The 21156-nt window shown below is 31.0% G+C and carries 19 protein-coding genes; 13 read left to right on the top strand and 6 right to left on the bottom strand.

The annotated features are described in order from the left end of the window. Nucleotides 1-383 precede the first annotated feature (383 nt). Nucleotides 384-2306: an ABC-F family ATP-binding cassette domain-containing protein gene (locus tag CD111_RS08455; protein ID WP_095086803.1), complete on the bottom strand. Its 1923-nt coding sequence runs from the start codon at nt 2304-2306 to the stop codon at nt 384-386. A 163-nt stretch (nt 2307-2469) separates the two neighbouring features. Here CD111_RS08455 and CD111_RS08450 point away from each other — a divergent pair, with 163 nt between their 5' ends. The 7 genes from CD111_RS08450 (at nt 2470) to CD111_RS12690 (ending at nt 8575) form a co-directional block, all read left to right on the top strand. Beyond that, the gene (locus CD111_RS08450) at nt 2470-3102 is read left to right on the top strand and encodes a redox-sensing transcriptional repressor Rex (protein WP_095086805.1); all 633 of its coding nucleotides are present in this window, start codon (nt 2470-2472) and stop codon (nt 3100-3102) included. An 11-nt stretch (nt 3103-3113) separates the two neighbouring features. Next, on the top strand, nt 3114-3338 hold the full coding sequence (tatA, locus tag CD111_RS08445; RefSeq protein ID WP_095086808.1) for a twin-arginine translocase TatA/TatE family subunit: 225 nt from the start codon (nt 3114-3116) through the stop codon (nt 3336-3338). A 77-nt stretch (nt 3339-3415) separates the two neighbouring features. Beyond that, nucleotides 3416-4201, top strand: coding sequence for a twin-arginine translocase subunit TatC (gene tatC / locus CD111_RS08440; protein WP_095086811.1), 786 nt, complete (start codon nt 3416-3418; stop codon nt 4199-4201). 223 nt (nt 4202-4424) lie between these two features. Further along, nucleotides 4425-5492 carry a YeeE/YedE family protein gene (locus CD111_RS08435; protein ID WP_095086814.1) on the top strand — a complete coding sequence of 356 codons (1068 nt, stop codon included), beginning with the start codon at nt 4425-4427 and terminating at the stop codon, nt 5490-5492. An 18-nt stretch (nt 5493-5510) separates the two neighbouring features. Beyond that, nucleotides 5511-5735, top strand: a complete 225-nt coding sequence (locus CD111_RS08430) for a sulfurtransferase TusA family protein (RefSeq protein WP_095086817.1) — start codon at nt 5511-5513, stop codon at nt 5733-5735. Between the two features lie 184 nt (nt 5736-5919). Then, the gene (locus CD111_RS08425; protein WP_095086820.1) at nt 5920-7410 is read left to right on the top strand and encodes a sucrose-6-phosphate hydrolase; all 1491 of its coding nucleotides are present in this window, start codon (nt 5920-5922) and stop codon (nt 7408-7410) included. Nucleotides 7411-7585: 175 nt separating this feature from the next. Then, nucleotides 7586-8575, top strand: a complete 990-nt coding sequence (locus CD111_RS12690; protein ID WP_206124228.1) for an SdrH family protein — start codon at nt 7586-7588, stop codon at nt 8573-8575. 109 nt (nt 8576-8684) lie between these two features. Here the strand turns inward: CD111_RS12690 and CD111_RS08415 are convergent, their stop codons facing one another. Next, nucleotides 8685-10394 (bottom strand): M3 family oligoendopeptidase, encoded by a 1710-nt coding sequence (locus CD111_RS08415; protein WP_308629184.1) that lies wholly within the window; start codon nt 10392-10394, stop codon nt 8685-8687. A gap of 101 nt (nt 10395-10495) precedes the next feature. Here CD111_RS08415 and CD111_RS08410 point away from each other — a divergent pair, with 101 nt between their 5' ends. After that, a complete protein-coding gene (locus CD111_RS08410) occupies nt 10496-11929 on the top strand; it encodes a phosphate--AMP phosphotransferase (protein WP_095086827.1) in 1434 nt (477 codons plus the stop codon). Between the two features lie 90 nt (nt 11930-12019). Here the strand turns inward: CD111_RS08410 and CD111_RS08405 are convergent, their stop codons facing one another. Then, on the bottom strand, nt 12020-13315 hold the full coding sequence (locus CD111_RS08405; protein WP_308629183.1) for a TrkH family potassium uptake protein: 1296 nt from the start codon (nt 13313-13315) through the stop codon (nt 12020-12022). A gap of 433 nt (nt 13316-13748) precedes the next feature. Then, nucleotides 13749-14516 carry an intramembrane glutamic endopeptidase MroQ gene (gene mroQ / locus CD111_RS08400; RefSeq protein ID WP_095086832.1) on the bottom strand — a complete coding sequence of 256 codons (768 nt, stop codon included), beginning with the start codon at nt 14514-14516 and terminating at the stop codon, nt 13749-13751. Between the two features lie 174 nt (nt 14517-14690). On the opposite strand from mroQ, the gene groES reads away from it, so the two are divergent. From groES to CD111_RS08385, 3 genes are all read left to right on the top strand, one after another. Further along, nucleotides 14691-14975: a co-chaperone GroES gene (gene groES, locus CD111_RS08395; protein ID WP_095086834.1), complete on the top strand. Its 285-nt coding sequence runs from the start codon at nt 14691-14693 to the stop codon at nt 14973-14975. Nucleotides 14976-15021: 46 nt separating this feature from the next. Beyond that, entirely contained in the window at nt 15022-16647 is a 1626-nt protein-coding gene (gene groL / locus CD111_RS08390) for a chaperonin GroEL (protein WP_095086837.1), read from the top strand. A 145-nt stretch (nt 16648-16792) separates the two neighbouring features. After that, nucleotides 16793-17356, top strand: coding sequence for a GNAT family N-acetyltransferase (locus CD111_RS08385; protein WP_095086840.1), 564 nt, complete (start codon nt 16793-16795; stop codon nt 17354-17356). A gap of 52 nt (nt 17357-17408) precedes the next feature. Here the strand turns inward: CD111_RS08385 and CD111_RS08380 are convergent, their stop codons facing one another. Continuing rightward, on the bottom strand, nt 17409-17909 hold the full coding sequence (locus CD111_RS08380) for a methylated-DNA--[protein]-cysteine S-methyltransferase (RefSeq protein WP_095086843.1): 501 nt from the start codon (nt 17907-17909) through the stop codon (nt 17409-17411). A 233-nt stretch (nt 17910-18142) separates the two neighbouring features. On the opposite strand from CD111_RS08380, the gene rsgA reads away from it, so the two are divergent. After that, nucleotides 18143-19192, top strand: coding sequence for a ribosome small subunit-dependent GTPase A (gene rsgA, locus CD111_RS08375; protein ID WP_095086846.1), 1050 nt, complete (start codon nt 18143-18145; stop codon nt 19190-19192). 99 nt (nt 19193-19291) lie between these two features. Here rsgA and CD111_RS12640 read toward each other — a convergent pair whose 3' ends face one another. Beyond that, nucleotides 19292-19468, bottom strand: coding sequence for a hypothetical protein (locus CD111_RS12640; protein WP_169711988.1), 177 nt, complete (start codon nt 19466-19468; stop codon nt 19292-19294). A 163-nt stretch (nt 19469-19631) separates the two neighbouring features. On the opposite strand from CD111_RS12640, the gene CD111_RS08370 reads away from it, so the two are divergent. Continuing rightward, a complete protein-coding gene (locus CD111_RS08370; protein ID WP_095086849.1) occupies nt 19632-20915 on the top strand; it encodes an aminotransferase class I/II-fold pyridoxal phosphate-dependent enzyme in 1284 nt (427 codons plus the stop codon). Nucleotides 20916-21156: the final 241 nt, after the last annotated feature.

Here is a 21156-nt window from a genome sequence, read left to right as displayed (position 1 = left end):
GATAAATAAGTTTGCTTAATTGAATTATAAAACTTTTCAATAGGTAATGCTACTAAAGTTTTAAATTTATAATATAAAGCTTATTAAATTTTACATTTTTTACACAAAATTAAGAAAGACCATTAGAACTTGATAAAGTCAATACAGAACATTTGTACTTGTGCACAAGTTAATCACATTTTGTGGATAACCTCTGTAGTACTTTAGTCGTATTTGTTGATAACTTATGTATAAAAAACGATTTTTGTTCAAAAAACCTGTGGATAAGTAGGATAACTTTGTGGATGACTGTAAAATAAGGGATTTAACTGTGAATAAAATTGTGGTTAAATTTATTAAAATAAAAGCGCTAAAGTGTAAAAAATACCTTAGCGCTTTTCATATTAATTTAATTTATTTTCAACTTGTTCCCATTTTTGCATGGTTTGTTCGAGTAATTGTTCTGCTTCGATTCTCTTATCGTTAATTTCACTACTTTTATCAATATCATTAAACACTTCTGGTAAAGTTAATTGGTGCTCATATATTTCTATATCTTGCTCATATTTTGAAATGGCATCCTCTATTTCTTCTAATTCTCTTTCAAGTTTACGACGTTCTTTCTTAAGTTGTTTTTGGTTTGTAAAGTGATTGTCGTCTTTGACCTTGTCTGGTTTAGCTTTACCAGACTCTTCATAGTTAAGGATAGCTTCTCTTTGTTCTAATTTTTCTAAATAATACTGATAATCGCCATGAAATAACTCATTTCCTTCTGGTGTGATATGAAATATTTTTGTAGCTAATTCATTAATGAAATATCTATCGTGAGAGACAAATAGAAGGGTACCTTTAAAGTTTCTTAAAGCTTCCTCTAACATTTCTTTAGAATCGATATCTAAATGGTTTGTAGGTTCATCTAATATAAGAACATTATTTTTTTCTAACATTAATAAAGCTAATTGAAGTCTCGCTTTTTCTCCACCTGACAAATCATTGATTACTTTCTTAACTTCATCTTGCGTAAATAGGAATCTTCCAAGTACTGTTCTAATATCTTTTTCAGGCATATGTACATATTGATTCCAAACGTAATCTAAAATTGTCATATTGGATTTGAATTCTGCTTGTTTTTGATCATAATATCCAATTTGTAAATTTGAACCGTAATGTATATCTCCTGTTAATGCATCTATCTTTTTGGCGATTGTTTTAATCAATGTTGATTTCCCAATTCCATTTGGTCCAATTATCGCAATGCGGTCATGTCGTTTTACATCTAAGTTTATCGGTGTAGTAATGCTTTTCGAATAACCTATCGATAGATTTTTGACTGATAATACATCTACCCCAGTAGCTTTGTTAATCTCAAAAGCGATTTGCGCACTTTTTTCGTCAAGACGGGGTTTTTCAATTCTTTCCATTCGTTCAAGTACTTTTCTTCTACTTTTAGCCATGCCACTTGTTGAAGCACGTGTAATATTTTTTTCTACAAATGTTTCAAGGTTTTTAATCTCTTGTTGCTGTCTCTCATATTCAGCCATTACTTTTCGGTAGTGAGCATCACGTTGTTTAAGAAATTGACTATAATTTCCGATATATTTTTTTACTGAACCGAGTGCTACGTCATATACTTGATTGACTACTTTATCTAAGAAATATCTATCATGACTTATGATGACAATGGCACCCTTAAAGTGTATTAAATAGTTCTCCAACCATTCTGTAGTTTCCATGTCCAAGTGATTGGTAGGTTCATCTAATAACAATAAATCAGGCTCACTTAATAGCATTTGCGCCATGGAAAGTCGTGTTTTTTGACCACCACTAAAAGATTGTATTTCTCTATCGAAATCTGTTTCTTTAAAATTTAAACCTGTAAGAACTGTTTTTATTTTACTTTCATATAAATATCCATCCATTAATTCAAATTGATTTGAAAGTTGTTCATATCTTAATAGATTTTCTTTATATTCAGTGCTGTCATAGTCTTCAGCATGTTCGCTTAACCAATTCGTAAGGTTATTCATTTTAGTTTCTATGTTTATTACATGTTCAAATGGTTTTCTCATTTCGTTCATAACTGTATCGCTTGAATTTAATGTCATTTGTTGAGTTAAATATCCCATCGATACATTTTTTCCTTTTGAATAGTTTCCCGCATCATAGTTCTCTGAACCGGCAATGATTTTCATTAATGTTGTTTTTCCAGCACCGTTACGTCCAACGATAGCAATTCGCTCGCCAGTCTTAACTTCAAAGTTTACGTCAGAAAATATGATATCGCCATCAAAAGATTTTTCTAAATTATTTATTTGTAAAAGTATCATGTTTTCACCTCTCTATTAGTTATTATTCTACATGAAATGAGCGTAGAAATGTATGGAAATTACATACAATAAATCTATAGTTATTTCAACCGAAGTTTGTTATAATGATTCCAATAGATGTGAATGCAATCACATTACTTTATTTTAGAAAAAGGTGAGGATTTTGGCGAAGAATGAAGTGAAGATCCCTAAAGCTACATTGAAACGTTTGCCACATTATTATAGGTTTGTAAGTACATTACATAACTCTGGAGTTGATCGTGTTTCATCTAAGGAACTTAGTGAAGGTTTAAATATAGATTCTGCAACTATCCGCCGAGATTTCTCTTACTTTGGTGAATTAGGTAAAAAGGGTTATGGTTACAATATAAATTATTTGTTAAAATTTTTTAGAACCACTTTAGAGCAAGACGATATGACGAAAGTAGCAATAGTAGGTGTAGGTAATTTAGGTACAGCACTTGTAAATTATAATTTTACTGTTAATGATAGAATGCAGATAGTTGCTGCATTTGATCAATCACAAGAGATTATAGGTCGTACTATTGGCAATATTACAGTTCAAAGTATGGAAGATTTTGAAAATAAACTTGAAGAACAAGGTATTCAAGTTGTAATATTAACAGTACCACAACAAGTTGCGCAAAAAGTATCTGAACGTATAACATCAGCAGGTATTACTGGAATATTGAACTTTACACCACAAAGAATAAATGTACCTGAGAAAGTTCAAGTACATCATATAGATTTAGGTATTGAGTTACAATCTTTAATCTTCTTTATGAAGAATCAATAGGAGGGTATTAAATGGAAGCAATCATGTTTGTTAATACAGTCGGAATATCTGGACCAGTTAGTTTATTATTTATTGGTGTAGTTGCTTTAATTATTTTTGGACCTAAGAAATTGCCACAATTCGGTAGAGCGATGGGTTCTACTTTGAAAGAATTCAAAGACGCTACAGATGGCATGACTAATTTTGATGAAAAGAAAAATATCGAAGAAGATACGAAAAATAAAGAAATTAAATAATCTTTATTAAATGAATATACACAACAATGTGGCGGACTATTTCTGCCACATCTTTTTTTAGATTGGAGGTAAAAAAAGTGGATAAAGACAAGTTAACGGTTGTCGAACATCTAGAAGAATTACGTAAACGAATCATGGTAGTTGCTTACTTTCTAGTTGGCGGTCTAATCATTGGATTCTTCTTAGCAAAACCGGTCATTTCTTACATTACTAATGATGACTTTACACAAACATTAGAATTAAATGCATTTCGAATAACTGATCCACTTACCATATACATAGCAATGATTGTTATTGTTGCATTCATTATTGTATCACCAGTCATTTTATTCGAACTATGGGCATTTATATCACCTGGTTTACATCCAAAAGAACAGAAAGTCACTTTAAGTTATATACCATTTAGTTTGATTTTGTTTATCGGTGGATTATTGTTTTCATATTTAGTTATTTTTCCATATTTGATTTCATTCACAATGGGGTTAGCAGATGATATGGGAATAAAACAAACAATAGGTATTAAAGAATACTTCAGTGAACTTTTCAAATTTACTATACCATTTGGTTTCGTATTCCAATTACCAATTCTATTATTATTCTTGACTAGGCTAGGTATCGTAACACCAATGTTTCTTCAAAAAAATAGAAAATACGCATATTTCATATTATTAGTAGTTGCTGCATTAATTGCACCACCAGATTTTATGACACATATGTTGTTTACATTGCCGATGATTGTATTATATGAATTTAGCATACTTGTTTCTAAAGTAGGCTATAGAAAATTCTTAAAAGCAGAGCAGAAGTTAATGGAAGAAGAATTGGGTATGGATGCAGATAACTATAAAAACGAAGACAAATAAATGACTCACATCTATATAAATGTTAAATTTCAAACTGCCCTCAAAGTATTACTTTGAGGGCAGTTTTTTTGTGCCAATTTCTCAATGACAAATCTGCCATATTACAATATCAAAAAATAATGCGCTTTTATATGACATCTGTAATATAAAAGTAACTTGAAAAGTATAGTTAAATCATATATTATTATTCCTATCATGTTAATAGGAATAAGGAGATGACAAAATGATTTGGATGGTCATTAGTGGACTTATTGTTGGGATATTATTAGGCTTCGTTATGCAAAGAACAAGATTTTGCTTAACTGGTGGCTTTAGAGATATGTATATTCAAAAAAACAATAAAATGTTTTATGCATTATTAATTGCGATTACAATTCAGAGTATTGGGTTATTTACTTTAGTTAGCTTAGGCGTCTTTAAGTTGGAAGCAGAAACATTTCCATTAGTAGGGACAATATTTGGATCATTTGTCTTTGGTATCGGCATTATACTTGCAGGAGGATGTGCGACAGGTACTTGGTATAGAGCAGGTGAAGGATTGATTGGTAGTTGGATTGCGCTTGTTCTTTATGGCGTTACTGCAGCGATAATGAAATCAGGTCCTTTAAATCCATTACAAGAAAAGATTAACGCTTATACGGTCGTTAATTCAAATATGGCTGAAACATTAAATGTTCCAGTTTGGTTGTTAATTGTTGCTTTACTTATTATTACAGTATATTTTGTTACAAAAACTTTAAAGAAACCTAAAGTGGCAATTCCGCAATTGAAACAAAAACATACGGGTATTCGCCATTATTTATTTGAAAAAAGATATCATCCATTTGCTGCTGCTATTGCAATTGGAATTATTGCATTAATTGCATGGCCAATGAGTGCATCTACAGGACGAGTTGGGGGCTTAGGCATAACGACACCTTCAGCGAATATCGTTCAATACCTTGTTACTGGTGATGCATCATTAATTAATTGGGGTGTATTTTTAGTGCTTGGTATATTTGTTGGTTCATACGTTGCAGCGAAAGGTTCTAAAGAATTCAAATGGAGAATGCCAGATACAAAAACGATTAGAAATAGTGTCATAGGTGGTGCATGCATGGGAATTGGTGCATCATTAGCAGGAGGATGCTCAATCGGGAATGGACTCGTTTCTACTGCAGCAATGAGTTGGCAAGGTTGGGTAGCTTTACCTTCTATGATATTTGGAGCATGGTTTATGAGTTACTTTATTTTTATTAAACCTAGAAAAGCAAAACAAACGAAAGCTAGTGTTTCAACACAAAGTATTTAATTTAAGGAGCGTATATATATGGTACACGAACTAGGAACAGTTGGTATGGTATGTCCATTTCCTTTAATAGAAGCACAAAATAAAATGGACGAACTACAAATTGGAGATGAACTAAAAATTGATTTCGATTGTACACAAGCAACAGAAGCAATTCCAACATGGGCAGCTGATAATGGCTATCCGGTATCAAATTACGAGCAACTAGGCGATGCTTCTTGGACGATTACAGTTGAGAAAAGATAATTAAATAATAGTTAACAAGAAGACGTAATGTTTGAGAATGATTTCAATCATTACGTCTTCTTTCTTTATGACTAGTACATGATTTTTAACGAAATCATTCCCATTAATCATGTACTAAGTATGATAAAATAGTGTTATAAACAACGTTCTGAACTGGATTAGAATGAATGTAAGGAGAATGACAATGTTAAATTGGACTCGTGAAGAGAAATATACAAAATTATCAGATGTTTCTAAAGAAGATTATGACCATTTAGTCGAAAAAGTGAAAAACTCTAAATGGAGACAGACATACCATATACAGCCTAAAACTGGATTATTAAATGATCCTAATGGACTTATATATCACGATGGTAAATATCACATATTTCATCAATGGTTCCCTTTAGGTGCAGTACATGGTATTAAATATTGGTATCACTATACAAGCGAAGACTTGTTGAGATTTGATGATTTGGGAATCGCATTGGGACCAGATACACCATATGACAGTCATGGTGTGTATTCAGGAAGTGCTTTTGATTATGATGGAAAACTACATCTTATGTATACGGGGAATGTAAGGGATAGTAATTGGACTCGTACATCAAATCAACTAATTGCAGTGCAACAAGAAGATGGTTCATTCGAAAAAAGTGATGCACCTATTATTATTGGTAGTCCTGCAGGTTATACGGAACATTTTAGAGATCCAAAAGTGTGGAAAGAAAATGATACATATTACGCTATTTTCGGGATTCAAAGAGATAACGAAACAGGTACAGCTATTATTTATGAATCAAAAAACATAAAAGACTGGAATTTAAAAGGTGAATTAAAAACAAACCTCAATCAATTTGGATACATGTGGGAATGCCCGGATTTATTTAAGTTAAATGAGAAAGATGTATTTGTATTTTCAACTCAAGGTATTGCTGAACAAGAAAGTAAATTCCAAAATATATATCAATCTGGATACATCATTGGACAATTAGATTTAGATGAATTAACGATGAATCATGACGATTTTAAAGAATTAGATCAAGGCTTTGATTTTTATGCACCACAAACATTTTTAGATAAAAATGGTAATAGATTACTAATAGGTTGGATGGGTTTACCTGAAACAGAATATGCTACGGACAATGAAGGTTGGGCACATTGCTTAACAATTCCAAGAGAATTAACAATTGAAGATGGAAAACTTAAGCAAAGACCATTAAAAGCTTTAGAGCAACTCAGAACAAATAAAGAAACTGCCGAAGGGTATGCAAATAAGCATTCTGTTAAATTACATCCATATGAAGGTAAACAGTTTGAACTTATTATTGATATCCTCGAAAATGATGCATCGGAGATTTATTTTGATGTGAGAGTTTCGAAAAAATGCGCGACGCATATTATATACAACACAGAGACAAAACAATTAACATTAGACAGATATGAAAGTGGTATAATCAGTGAATTAAATCAGAAACAAACAAGAGAAACTATATTAGAAGAAGAATTAAAGCAACTTAGAATATTTAGTGATACATCAAGTCTAGAAATATTTGTAAATGATGGAGAATGTGTATTTAGTTCTAGAATATTCCCTGATGAAAATGCTGTAAACTTTAAAACATCAACTGAATCGGGACAAGTTTACTTAAAATTCACGAAATATAGTATCACAACAGGGATTGAAGAACTATAAATATTGGTGTGTGAATCTAAGATATCATTATCTTGCCTTTAATACATTTCAAAATATGAATAAGTTATTACAAAATATTAATTCTATGTAACATATGTACAAGATAGATAGAAATACCTTTGTATATCATTTATACTAAATTTATTAAGAAATGTAGAAAGGGGAGAAGCGCTTTATGAAGATGATGAAGAATGCAATTTTATCAAGTATATTAATATCTTCAGCGGTGTTAGGTATATCAATGGGCGATGATATGCATGCCCAAGCAAAGAATAACCAAAATACAACCGAAACTTCTCCTAAAGAAAATAATACAACACAAAATAATAATATAGAGAAGAAACCTGTGAATAATAAAGACAATCAAAGTACAGAAGAACCGTCAACAAGTGAGAAGCCGACAACGGAAGAACCACCAACAAGTGAGAAACCAACAACGGAAGAACCACCAACAAGAGAGAAACCGAGTACGGAAGAACCACCAACGGGAGAGAAACCGACAACGGAAGAGCCACCAACGGGAGAGAAACCGAGTACGGAAGAACCACCAACGGGAGAGAAACCGAGTACGGAAGAACCACCAACAAGTGAGAAACCGACAACGGAAGAGCCACCAACGGGAGAGAAACCGAGTACGGAAGAACCCAATACAGATAATCATAATCAACTACCTCCACCAAATTCAGGTGGTGGAGGAAATCCGCCATCAACGGAATCTAAAACAAATGAATCATCTAACTTATATAATGGTCAAACAAATATTGAACAGCAAACACCAACAACTCCATATTATCCAAATACAAATGAGATAGGATCTTACACAAATAAAGGACAAGCTCAATCTGATGAAACACCAAAGTTCATTCCAGGGAAGTCTGACGCCTATTACAATAAGATGGATCAAGATGTATTAGATTTAGTTACAAGTAAGGTTGGTACAAGACCTGACTTAGCTAATCCTAAATTTAAACGACATTCAAAAACGACAGAAACGACTTTAGTTAATGATAATACTGATACTAAAACAACGACAACAGAAGAATATAAAAATGTTAGTAATAACAAGGATACAGTTAAACCAGTTGTAATTGGAATATCACTTGTTATCCTGTTATTATTGATTGGAATTGCTATTCTATTCATAAGAAAAATAAGACACAATTAATATAAAACAAAATATTAGAACAATGAGGCTGGGACATTTTGATATGTCCCAGCCTCATTGTATATTCAGATAACTGAAAATCCGCTTTAAATCAAGCTTCTTATTTTATTTAAAAATCACTTTGATCAATTTTTTGTGAAACGGAATATAGTCGATCAACGATTTCTTTAACAGTGCCTTTTTCAAATGGAGACTTTAAATTAACACTCTTCATTATTTCTATGAATGATTTTGACCCGCCTATCTGACAAATCTTTAAATAGTCTGTCCAAGCTTCTTCTGCGTCATTTTCTTGTTTAATATAAAATTGCATCGCACATATCGTCGCTAATGTATAGTCGATATAATAAAATGGAGATGCAAATACATGTCCTTGTCGATGCCAAAAAGCACCATTCTCGAGATGGGAAATATGGTCGTAATCTCTAGTTGGTAAATATTTTTCTTCAAGTTTAGTCCAGAAATTTCTTCTTTCCTCAGGTGATAATTCGGGATGTTCATATACATAATGTTGAAATTCATCAATTGCAACGCCATAAGGTAGAAATTTAATATTGTCCTCTAAATGTGAAAGTTTAAATTTATCTGTATCATCTTTAAAGAAAAGATGCATCCATGGATAAGTTAAATATTCCATACTCATAGAATGAATCTCACAAGCTTCTGAAGTAGGGAAGTAATATTCTGGTACAGAATACTTCAAACTTTCAAATACTTGAAATGCGTGACCAGCTTCATGTGTCATGACTTCAATATCTCCTTGTGTTCCATTAAAATTTGCAAATATAAAAGGAGATTTATAATCGTTTATGATCGTACAATAGCCGCCACTTTCCTTGCCTTTTTTTGCTTCTAAATCAAAAAGATTTCTATCAATCATAAAGTCTATAAATTTTCCTGTTTCATTTGAACGTTCATGATACATAACTTTTGTATTATTTATGATGTCTTTAGTACTAATTTGTGGTTTCGGTGAACCTGTTTTAAATGTAAAGTTTTCGTCGTATACTTTTAACCGATCAAGACCAATTCGACGAGCATGATCTTCGGTTATCTTAGTAGTTAAAGGAACGACATGTTCTTTAACTTGTTCTCGAAATACTTTAACATCTTCAGCATCATATCCGATTCTTTCCATTCGGTCATATCCTAATTGGATAAAGTTTTGATAACCAAGTTTTATAGCAATGTCATGTCGTATTTTGACAAGTTCATCATAAATTGTATCTATTTTTTGTAGGTGGTCATTAAAGAATTGTTCTTTAGTTTGATGAGCTTCTTTACGAACGTTTCTATCTTGATCAATAAGGTATTTACTAAATTGAGATAGATTCAAGAATTCTCCATTGTATTCAATATTTGCTGAAGCGATTAATTTATCATATTTACTAACGAGCTTATTCTCTTTAATAAGTAATTCATCAACAGATGGATCGTATGTATTTAATGAAATTTGCGCAATAGAAAATAATTGATTACCAAAATGTTCTTTCAGTCCGTTTATATGTTTAGATTTTAACAGTGCCTTGTAAAATAAGTTATCTAGATGTTGAATTTTTGGCATATTTTCGTCGAAGAAGTCTCTTTCGTTACTGTAAAATGCATCATTTGTATCTATAGAAGCTCTAATATAAGCTAAATTAAATTGTGTTTGAGTATGATTTCTAATGCTATTTATTTCAATAATGAGATTGATAGTTATTTGTAATGATTCCGCTTGCTCTAATTTAGATAATAATAATTTTGTTTGTTTTTCTTTCTCAGCTAAGTTAATTTGTTCATATTTATATTCGTTAAAAGATGGTTTCAAATGAATCACTCCTTTGTACAATGATTATAACATTATTTCATAATTAATTACTTGAAAATTGTGAAAATAAGGAAATGCTCATATAATATAAAGTGAAGAGGGGTGTTCATATGTCAAAAGATAACGAAAAATTAGCTTTGGAACTAGCAGCTTTAACGAGAGAAACCAACAAATTAGGTATACCTATAATGGTCGTATTTGAAGGTGTAAAAGCATCTGGAAAAACGAGATTATCAAACGAACTGTTATTAACGCTGGATGCTAAATATACGCATTTCATTCCGACTAAATCACCATCTGAAGATGATTTGAGATATCAGTTTCTACAAAAGTATTGGAATAGTCTTCCTGGAAATGGAGATATCAACATATATTTTAGAAGTTGGTATGCATATTATATCGAGTATCAAGAAAATAAAATAAAAAATAATATATATAATAAGTATCATCATTTAAAGCGACAAATTATAGATTTTGAAGAAATGTTAAAGTCAGATGGAACGGAGTTAATAAAGTTTTATATAGAAATAAATGATAAAAAAAGAAATGAGCATTTACAGGATATGAAAGATAATCCGCTTATGAGTTGGAAGGCACAAGAATACGAAAAAGCAATCTCAGACGATGTATATCATAAAGAAATGCATGAAATTTTAAAACATGCTTCTAAAGGTGAATGGAAAATTATCGACTATACAAATAAAGATGAAGCCATTACGTCTATGTATAAACATATGATTAACAGGTTGAAACAGGCTATTGATAGATTTCATAAACGTAATATAGATGTAGATGGAGATTTTAGTCAATCTTTCCAAACTAAACTATTAGAACAATCACTTGAGAAAGTGGATAAGGCTACATATAAAACATTAATAGTTACACTTCAAGGTAGATTGAAAGAATTGCAATTTGCTTTATACGAGCGAAAAATCCCTTTAATACTTGTTTATGAGGGGATGGATGCAGCAGGAAAAGGTGGAAACATTAAACGAGTAAGAGAAAAATTAGATCCAACTGGCTATGAAGTAAATGCCATTAGCGCACCGACTGATGTAGAACTAAGCCATCATTATTTATGGCGATTTGCTAAAGATATGCCTAGAAGTGGTCATATAGAAATATTTGATAGAAGTTGGTACGGGAGAGTGTTAGTAGAGAGAGTTGAAGGATTTGCAACGAAGCAAGAATGGCAAAGAGCGTATAAAGAAATAAATCAATTTGAACAAATGTGGACAGATGAAGGGGCAATAATCTTAAAGATTTTCTTAACGCTAGATAAAGATGAACAACTGAAACGGTTTAAATTAAGAGAAAACACAATTGAAAAACAATGGAAGATTACAGACGAAGATTGGAGAAATAGAGAGAAGTGGGATTTATATTTAGAGGCGAGTCATGACATGATAGAACTGACGAATACTGATAATGCACCTTGGTTAGTCGTTCCTGCTGATCATAAAAAAACGGCTAGAATAGAAGTACTTAAATATATCATTAAGAAATGTGAAGAAAAGTTGTGGGGCGTAAAACAATATGAATAAAGTTCCGTAAATATTGATTTTATATAAAAATAAACATCTCGTGGGTAATATAACTTTTCGAGATGTTTATTTTTAACCTAAAGGTGTTAATTATAATTGAACTTTTTCTTTAACGTAATAATAGGAGTCTTGTTTAGAAGTAGTGAAAATAGACAATATGATAAGAATACCTATTTTACCGATAATCATCAGTAGCATGATTACAACTTTAGAAATATCTGTTAAGTCTGCAGTAATACCAGTTGAAACACCAACCGTACCAAACGCCGATACAACTTCGAATATAATTTTATTTAATCCAATACGTGGATTTAAAATTAATAATATAAATGTGGTTGCTATAATGAGCATTATACTAATAATAAAAACTAATATAGCTTTATACATTTGTTCTAAATCAAGCGATTTTTTAAATAGATGAGGGTGTTTTATCCCTTTAATTTGTGAAAACAAATATACAACTACTAAAGTAAATGTCGTTACTTTTATACCTCCACCTGTACTCATTGGTGCTGCCCCAATAAACATAAGGACAATAAACAAGAGAATTGTAGAATCATTAATAGCGCCGATATCAACACTATTAAATCCAGCTGTTCTTGTTGTGACAGATTGAAAGAACGAAGTCATGAGTTTGTCATGCCATACTTGACCTTTTAATGTATTGTTAAATTCAAGTAACCAAAATAAAATAGTCCCAACAAGAATTAAAATCGTTGTTGTTGAAATGACAATTTTAGAATGCAAACTCAATTTTATAAATCTATTCGTCTTCCATAAGTCTAAAAATACAATATATCCAACGCCACCAATTATAATCAGAAGTGGGACAACGATATTAATAATAAAGTTATGACTATAAGACATCATATTATCCGAAAAAAGTGAGAAACCAGCATTGTTAAAGGCTGAAATAGATGTAAATAAACTGATATAGCCACCTTTCCATAATCCATAGTCATGCATAAAAACAAAATTTAAAAATAAAAATCCAACAAATTCAACGGTAAGACTAAATAATACAATCTTCATCGCGATATTTAACAATCCAGAATCGTCATCATTGTTCCATGAAATCATAAGTAATTCACGATTCTTAAATGAAATCCTCTTTTTAGATAAAATTAAAATAAATATCGTTAAAGTTACAATTCCTAAACCGCCAATTTGTATTAAAGACATAATTACAAAATATCCTAAATCATTAAATTGCTTCGGAACATCAACTGTAGACAAACCTGTAACAGTAAATGCACTCGTCGCTACAAAGAAAGCATCTATAATACTAATAGGTTTTCTGCCGGTAATAGGTAAATATAACAAGATAGACCCTATAATAGTAGTCGCCAAGAAAAGACTTAAATATAATAGCGTTAATTTAGTCATTGTTTTCAATTGTTTGCACCTTCATATTCTTATTAGTGAAATCTATATTACTACTTTTTTAGAAAATAGCTATATAAATTTAGTGAACGTTTAAGGATATTTAATAATACTCATTAGGACAATTTTAATTTATTGTTGATACTTTCAATAACGGTATTATTAAATGTTGGATTTAGTATTATTGGTTTTATACTTGATTTTGGCCCAACTTTTGAAATAGATTAAATAGTCATGGAAAAACTCGTGAGTTAATCCACTAAAAGGGTGAAGTCATGATCTTGCGACATAAATCCTAATTCGAAATAAACAGGTTTATCAGATTACATAAAAAGCAGAAGAATTTCAGATTTGAATCTGATTTTCTTCTGCTTTTTATGTTTAAAATACGAGACTTAATTTGATTTTAGAAAAACAAATATTCAATGCTATAAATCTAATTAAACATGTGTACGATTGTGTTATAAATTGTATGTGCAAGTTGACTTTGTTTCTCTATTTCTTCAATTTTATCTTTAAAAACAATTTGACCTAGTACGACAATTCCATTCATACCCATATGCGCAATGATAGGAACAATTATTCGTTTAGTAAGAACATAAAGGCCACTGAATATAGCGCCCATCACAACATAAATTAAAGTATGTTCTGGATCTGAATGTGCAAGTGAGAAAACAAATGAACTCACAAGTACAGCTACGATAAAGCTAAACCATTTTGGTTTTTTAATCATATTAAAGATTTCACCAAAAATCAGTTTTCTAAAGATTAATTCCTCTAAAATTGGTCCTGCAAAAACGATGTAGATGATTAATATATGTGATTCTTGAGCGATTTGCATCAATCTTTGAGTATTTCCACTTTCTAATGGTTGTTTCAATATATAAATATTAATTAATCCGGCAATGTATTGACCAAACATCGCAATGAATATACCGGCAATACACCAAAAAATAACATAAACCCATGGTTCTTTTGTTTGTTGTTCTAGTTTAGTAGGGTTCTTAATATTTGAATTCATAAACCATAAGATCAACACAGTTAAAATTGCAGTGACTGCCATCCAAGTTAGACTAATTTCTAATCTAGTAAGTTTCGATAAGCCAGAATCCTTATACAAATTGTTAGGTACAATGGCAATTAACTGAACAACTGCGAATAATATGAGCGTTGTAATATTGACTGTTAATCGTTTAAATTGCATTTCATAATTCCTCCAAAAATAAACATGCACTCATTGTATCGTATTTTAAATAAAAAGAGAAAAGTTTAAGCTATTTTGCTTGTAATTTTGACCAAATTTGATTATTATAAAAATGTAGTTAGCACTTAAGGTTATGGAGTGCTAATATTAATAGCGCCAAGGAGGATTTTATAAATGTTAAAACCATTGGGAGATAGAATTATTATCGAGAAGACAGAAAAAGAACAAACTACAGCAAGTGGAATCGTATTAACAGATTCAGCTAAAGAGCAGTCTAACGAAGGTCAAGTTGTAGCTGTTGGACCAGGTAAGCGTTTAGAAGACGGTACGAGACTTACGGTAGATGTTGCTGTAGGTGACAAAGTTGTATATCAACAATATGCAGGTACTGAAGTAAAACGCGATAAAGAAACATATATTATCCTTTCAGAAGATGATATTTTAGCAATTATAGAATAATAAATAATTAGATAGATGATATATATTAATAATGGAGGTATTATGAATGGCTAAAGAACTTAAATTTTCAGAAGATGCACGTCGCTCAATGCTTGCAGGCGTGGACAAATTAGCTAATGCAGTTAAAGTAACATTAGGACCAAAAGGTCGTAACGTAGTATTAGATAAGAAATTCACTTCACCACTTATTACAAATGATGGTGTAACGATAGCAAAAGAAATTGAATTAGAAGATGCATATGAGAATATGGGTGCTAAGTTAGTAGCAGAAGTTGCTAATCAAACTAATGAAGTAGCTGGTGACGGTACGACAACAGCTACAGTATTAGCGCAAGCAATGATTCAAGAAGGCTTAAAGAACGTTACGAGTGGTGCAAATCCAGTAGGTATTCGTGAAGGTATTGATAAAGCAGTTAAAGTAGCATTAGAAGAATTACATCACATTTCGCAACCAGTTGAGAAAAAAGAAGAAATTGCACAAGTCGGTTCAATCTCAGCTGCAGATGAAGAAATTGGTAAATTTATATCTGAAGCTATGGAGAAAGTTGGTAACGATGGCGTTATCACAATTGAAGAATCAAAAGGATTCAATACTGAACTAGAAGTAGTTGAAGGTATGCAATTTGATAGAGGATACACGTCTCCATATATGGTGACAGATTCTGACAAAATGACTGCAGAATTAGAAAATCCTTATATATTAATTACAGATAAGAAGATTTCTTCATTCCAAGATATCTTACCAATATTAGAAAAAATCTTACAAACAAATAGACCAATTTTAATTGTTGCTGACGATGTTGATGGAGATGCATTAACGAACTTAGTACTTAACAGATTACGTGGTACATTTACAGCTGTTGCAGTAAAAGCACCAGGGTTTGGAGATCGTCGTAAAGCGATGTTAGATGATCTTGCTATCTTAACAGGTGGTCAAGTTATTACAGATGATTTAGGACTTGATTTGAAAGAAACTTCATTAGATATGTTAGGTGAAGCAAGTAAAGTACAAGTTACAAAAGATGATACAACAATCGTTGAAGGTCAAGGCGACAGTGTTAATATTGATGCACGTGTTGGTCAAATTAAAGCTCAAATTGAAGAAACTACTTCAGATTTCGATCGTACTAAATTACAAGAACGATTAGCTAAATTAGCTGGTGGCGTTGCCGTAATTAAAGTAGGTGCAGCAACTGAAACAGAATTGAAAGAACGTAAATTAAGAATTGAAGATGCATTAAACTCAACAAGAGCAGCAGTAGAAGAAGGTATTGTTGCTGGTGGTGGTACTGCATTAGTTTCAATTTATAATAAAGTAGCAGAAATTGAGGCTAAAGGTGATGTTAAGACAGGTGTAAACATTGTATTGAAAGCACTTGAAGCACCGTTAAGACAAATTGTTGAAAATGCAGGTCTTGAAGGCTCAATTATAGTTGAAAAATTAAAAAATGCTGAAGAAGGTATTGGATATAATGCAGCAACTGATGAATGGGTAAACATGTTGGATGCAGGTATTGTAGATCCTACAAAAGTAACTCGATCAGCATTACAAAATGCAGCATCAGTTGCAGCTATGTTCTTAACAACTGAAGCAGTAGTAGCAGATATCCCTGAAGATGAACCAGCTGCACCAGATATGGGTGGCATGGGCGGTATGCCAGGTATGATGTAATAATTAATTAAAATAAAGATTTCAGGACAAATATGATTAGTCCTGAAATCTTTATTTTTGTTTTGTAATCGTATATGTCTGTAGACACAAAGGGGATTATCTTTATGTTAAGATTAGAAGACATAAAGATAATGGGGGTATCACGATGATAAGAAAAGCGACTAAAAACGACGCGAAATATATAAAGCATTTAATTTATATCATTTGGTCAGATATGGAATTACCTATCGTAGTAGAAAATGATAAAAATACGATATTAAACGTTATTGAACAAAGTATAGTAGAAGGAAACCATAGAAATAATTATCAAAACATACATATCTATGAAGAAGACGGTGAAGTAGCAGGATTTATTAATTGTTGTCCAGGAGATATTGAGTTGACACTAGAATCGAACTGGAAAGATATAAATTTTGTGGATTCATTTAAATTAGAAGGTACACCTTTACCTGAGAAAGAAGCGGATGATGGAGATTTATATATTGAGTCTGTAGCAGTTTTCTCGAAGTTTAGAGGAAAAGGTATTGCAACGAAATTAATAAATTATGTATTTGAATTCGCACATTTACAGGGATTTGAACAAGTTTCGTTAAACTGTGAACTTGATAATAAAGGTGCAATGAAATTGTATGAGAAATTAGGATTCAAACCTTCTTACACAAAAATATTAAGTGGCCACGACTATCAATATTTAATTAAAAAAATTTAAATACAAATAAAAAACAAACCATCAGAATCAGATTATCTAATGGTTTGTTTTTTTATTGTTCTAAAGTAAGTAAGTGTTTTTTTCGTTCAATACCGCTAGAATATCCGCCAAGACCGCCATCAGATGCAATAACTCTATGGCATGGGACAAGTATCGTAATTTGATTTCTACCATTAGCATTAGCAGCAGCTCTAAAGCCAGTTGGATTACCTATATTCTCAGCCAATTGTTTATATGATATTGTTTCACCATATGGAATGTTGCATAGAGCACGCCAAACATTTTGTTGGAAAGGTGTACCAAAATCAAATTTTAAAGGAATTGTGAAATCAGTTAAACGCCCCTCAAAATATAATGAGAGTTCGCGTTCTAATTGATCTAATACTTGATTACTTTCATTTAATATATTGGAATTATAAGAAGTTGTAATGATATTTTTATCTTTTTCAATGCTTGGTTTATCAATGAAGTGCAATAATAATAAATGTGTATCGTCAGCAATAGCTAACATTGTTCCAATTTTTGTTTCAATTAATTTTTGGTATAAATGCAATTAAAACACTCCTTTTTACAAATACTAACACATTGTGATTTAGATAAGAATAATTAACACTTAGAGTATATTTAATTTCTTGTTTATAGCTTAGTTGTATTAAAGTGTCTATTCAAATATACTTGAATTATTAAAGTTGAGAGGATGAAGTATATGGATATCAATAATAAAACATTTCTAAACAACTTAAGAATAGGTGGACATAATTCCTAATTTTAAAAAAGGGGAATTAAATGAATTTAAATCAACTCGGGTTAAAGATTGAACAAAATGCTTATTTCAACACACATTATAATAAATTTTTTAAACTTGGAAGAATTTCATTTGTAGCAAAAAATCATTTCAAAATAATAATGAATGATAGTGATGAAAAAGCAGAGATAACGCAAACACTAGTTAATAACGACATGATACCAGCTATTGGGGATTGGGTTGTTATTAATCAAATGGATAATTTTAATTTAATTGTAGATATTTTACCAAGAATAAGTGAATTAAAACGTCAATCCAAAAAACATGAAACTTTGACACAATATATTGCTACAAATCTTGATGAAGTATTTGTTGTAATGGGGTTGGATAGTGATTTTAATTTGAACAGATTGGAAAGATATATAATTCAAATTAATGAAAGTCGAGCAATGCCTATCATCATACTCAATAAATTAGATGCTGTTTCAAACTATAAAGAAAAAGTATCACTTGTAAGAGAGCGTATGTTAAACGTGCCTATAATTGTTACAAGCGTACTCAAAAATATTAATTTAGATTTAATACAACGCAGATTTTACGAAGGAATGACTGCAGCTTTAGTTGGATCATCAGGTGTAGGAAAATCAAGCATAGCCAATTATTTAATTGGTAAAGAAGTCTTGGCAGTTAATGAAGTTCGAGACGATGATAGCAAAGGAAGGCATACTACAACATATAGAGGATTATATCTAGTTAATCCAAAGGGTGTCATTATAGATACACCTGGTATGAGAAGTTTATCATTATTTGCAGATTCATCAGATTTAAATCAAAGTTTTGAAGATATATTAGCGTTAGCAAAATCTTGTAAGTTTAATGATTGTACTCATATGAACGAACCAGGATGTGCAGTGCAAGATGCGATATCAAGTCGACAGCTAGATAAAGAACGATTTCAAAATTTTTTAAAATTACAAAAGGAAATTGCGTTTATTCAATCTAAATCTTCTAAAAAAGCCATTTCTGAAAAGAAGAAAGAATGGAAGAAAAGAACAAAATCAAATAGAAATCGTCATAAAAATAAATATTAATATAAAACGCCTAATCTGTTGAAATGATTAGGCGTTTTATTTAAAGATTATAATGATCATTTTTTTCAAGATATATGCATAATTCAAACTTATATAAATTTATTTATTTCGGTTTTGTCTTTTTCGATCGCTGCTGCGATTTATAAATGCGGCAACTAAGAAGAGGATACAAGCGAAAGTAAATTGAATACCTGAATGCCCACTTAATTCCATAACCAATCCTATAATGAATGTGACAATCGCTAATCCGACAAGTGATTTTGTGATGTTTGACATAATAAGACTCCTTTACTAAATATAATTATAACAATGACAATTATATAAATAAAACTAGATAAATAAACAAAATTAAATAATGAAATTTGGATTACATACTTTTAATTTTCATGTTTCTCGTCTAGTATAGAGATATCATAATAATGAAAGAGGATGACTTTCTATGAACCCACTAGCTAAAGAATTAAACGAAACAATTGAACAAAATTCTCCAGTTTTATATAATATGTTATCAGATTTAGGAAAATCAATTTATTATCCTAAAGGTATATTGTCTCAATCTGGTGAAGCAAAATCAACAAAATATAATGCAACTATTGGTATGGCAACGACTGAAGAGGGCATAATGTACACGGATGCTTTATATAACCAATTTGGCGATCAAGACCCAAGTGATATTTTTCCGTATGCTGCTCCACAAGGAAATGAAAGATTAAGAGAATTATGGCAACAAAAAATTCTTTCTGATAATAAAGAACTAAATGAAAACCAAATTTCTAAACCAATTGTAACGAATGCACTAACGCATGGTTTGTCATTAGCTGGTGATTTATTTGTTAATGCTAATGATACTGTTTTATTACCGGAACATAATTGGGGTAACTATAAATTAACGTTCGGCGTGAGACATGGCTCTCAAATTGAAACATATAAATCATTTGAAGATGATGGTAGCTTTACGTTAGAACATTTTAAGAATACATTAGAAAATTATAATAAAGAAAAAGTTATATTAGTCTTAAATTTCCCTAACAACCCAACTGGTTATACACCAAATGCAGATGAAGTGGGAGAAATGGTTTCAGCGATTGAAAAGTTAGCAAATAAAGGTACAAAAGTAGTAGCATTAGTAGATGATGCGTATTATGGATTATTCTTTGAAGACGTTTATACACAATCAATATTTACTGCTATAACTAATATTAATCACGAGAATATTATGCCAGTTAAGATTGATGGTGCAACTAAAGAATATTTTGCATGGGGTTTTAGAGTTGGATTTTTAACTTTTGGTCATCAAAATGAAAAAGTAAAAGAAGCATTGATTGCAAAACTTAAAGGATTAATTAGAAGTAATTTATCAAGTTGTGCTTTGCCAAGCCAAACAGCAATTGTACATGCTATGGAAGACCCATCATTCCAATCACAAGTAGATCATAACATTCAAATATTAAAAGAAAGATATGAAGTGACGAAAGAAGTTGCATATCGCAAAGCGTATTTAGAATTATGGACTCCGTATGCATTTAATTCCGGATATTTTATGTCTGTTAGAGTGCACGATGTAGATGCTGACAAATTAAGATTACATTTAATTGAAAAATACAATATCGGTATCATTGCTTTAAACAATACAGATATAAGAATCGCATTTAGTTGTATCGAAAAATTAGACATAGAACACGTATTTGATGCAATTGCATCAGCTATAAAAGATTTAAAATAACCATAAACTACACATTAATATTGGCAAAGGTCCTGTGACATAAAGGTCACAGGACCTTTCTATTTATATAACTGACGCATACCTAATATGAAGAAAAGTAGAAATTCAATTTCAAAAATGAATTTCTACTTTTTTAAATTCTCAGCCATATATGTCTCAATCTGTTCATTAATAAATTATTGACAAATGTGTATATACTGTATATATTGTATATACACAGTATGCAAAGGAGGTATGAAAT

Origin of the sequence: Mammaliicoccus stepanovicii, assembly GCF_002902525.1 — a bacterium.
GTDB classification, from domain to species: Bacteria; Bacillota; Bacilli; order Staphylococcales; family Staphylococcaceae; genus Mammaliicoccus; species Mammaliicoccus stepanovicii.
The sequence above is the reverse complement of the archived record's forward strand: the minus strand, read 5'-3'. Positions and strand labels throughout refer to the sequence as shown.

Excerpts from the sequence above, each read along its gene's own strand:
- CD111_RS08455 (WP_095086803.1), bottom strand. The coding sequence starts at position 2,306 with ATGATACTTTTACAAATAAATAATTTAGAAAAATCTTTTGATGGCGAT.
- tatA (WP_095086808.1), top strand. The coding sequence starts at position 3,114 with ATGGAAGCAATCATGTTTGTTAATACAGTCGGAATATCTGGACCAGTT.
- CD111_RS08435 (WP_095086814.1), top strand. The coding sequence starts at position 4,425 with ATGATTTGGATGGTCATTAGTGGACTTATTGTTGGGATATTATTAGGC.
- CD111_RS08430 (WP_095086817.1), top strand. The coding sequence starts at position 5,511 with ATGGTACACGAACTAGGAACAGTTGGTATGGTATGTCCATTTCCTTTA.
- CD111_RS08425 (WP_095086820.1), top strand. The coding sequence starts at position 5,920 with ATGTTAAATTGGACTCGTGAAGAGAAATATACAAAATTATCAGATGTT.
- CD111_RS12690 (WP_206124228.1), top strand. The coding sequence starts at position 7,586 with ATGAAGATGATGAAGAATGCAATTTTATCAAGTATATTAATATCTTCA.
- CD111_RS08410 (WP_095086827.1), top strand. The coding sequence starts at position 10,496 with ATGTCAAAAGATAACGAAAAATTAGCTTTGGAACTAGCAGCTTTAACG.
- CD111_RS08405 (WP_308629183.1), bottom strand. The coding sequence starts at position 13,315 with ATGACTAAATTAACGCTATTATATTTAAGTCTTTTCTTGGCGACTACT.
- mroQ (WP_095086832.1), bottom strand. The coding sequence starts at position 14,516 with ATGCAATTTAAACGATTAACAGTCAATATTACAACGCTCATATTATTC.
- groES (WP_095086834.1), top strand. The coding sequence starts at position 14,691 with ATGTTAAAACCATTGGGAGATAGAATTATTATCGAGAAGACAGAAAAA.
- groL (WP_095086837.1), top strand. The coding sequence starts at position 15,022 with ATGGCTAAAGAACTTAAATTTTCAGAAGATGCACGTCGCTCAATGCTT.
- CD111_RS08385 (WP_095086840.1), top strand. The coding sequence starts at position 16,793 with ATGATAAGAAAAGCGACTAAAAACGACGCGAAATATATAAAGCATTTA.
- rsgA (WP_095086846.1), top strand. The coding sequence starts at position 18,143 with ATGAATTTAAATCAACTCGGGTTAAAGATTGAACAAAATGCTTATTTC.
- CD111_RS12640 (WP_169711988.1), bottom strand. The coding sequence starts at position 19,468 with ATGTCAAACATCACAAAATCACTTGTCGGATTAGCGATTGTCACATTC.
- CD111_RS08370 (WP_095086849.1), top strand. The coding sequence starts at position 19,632 with ATGAACCCACTAGCTAAAGAATTAAACGAAACAATTGAACAAAATTCT.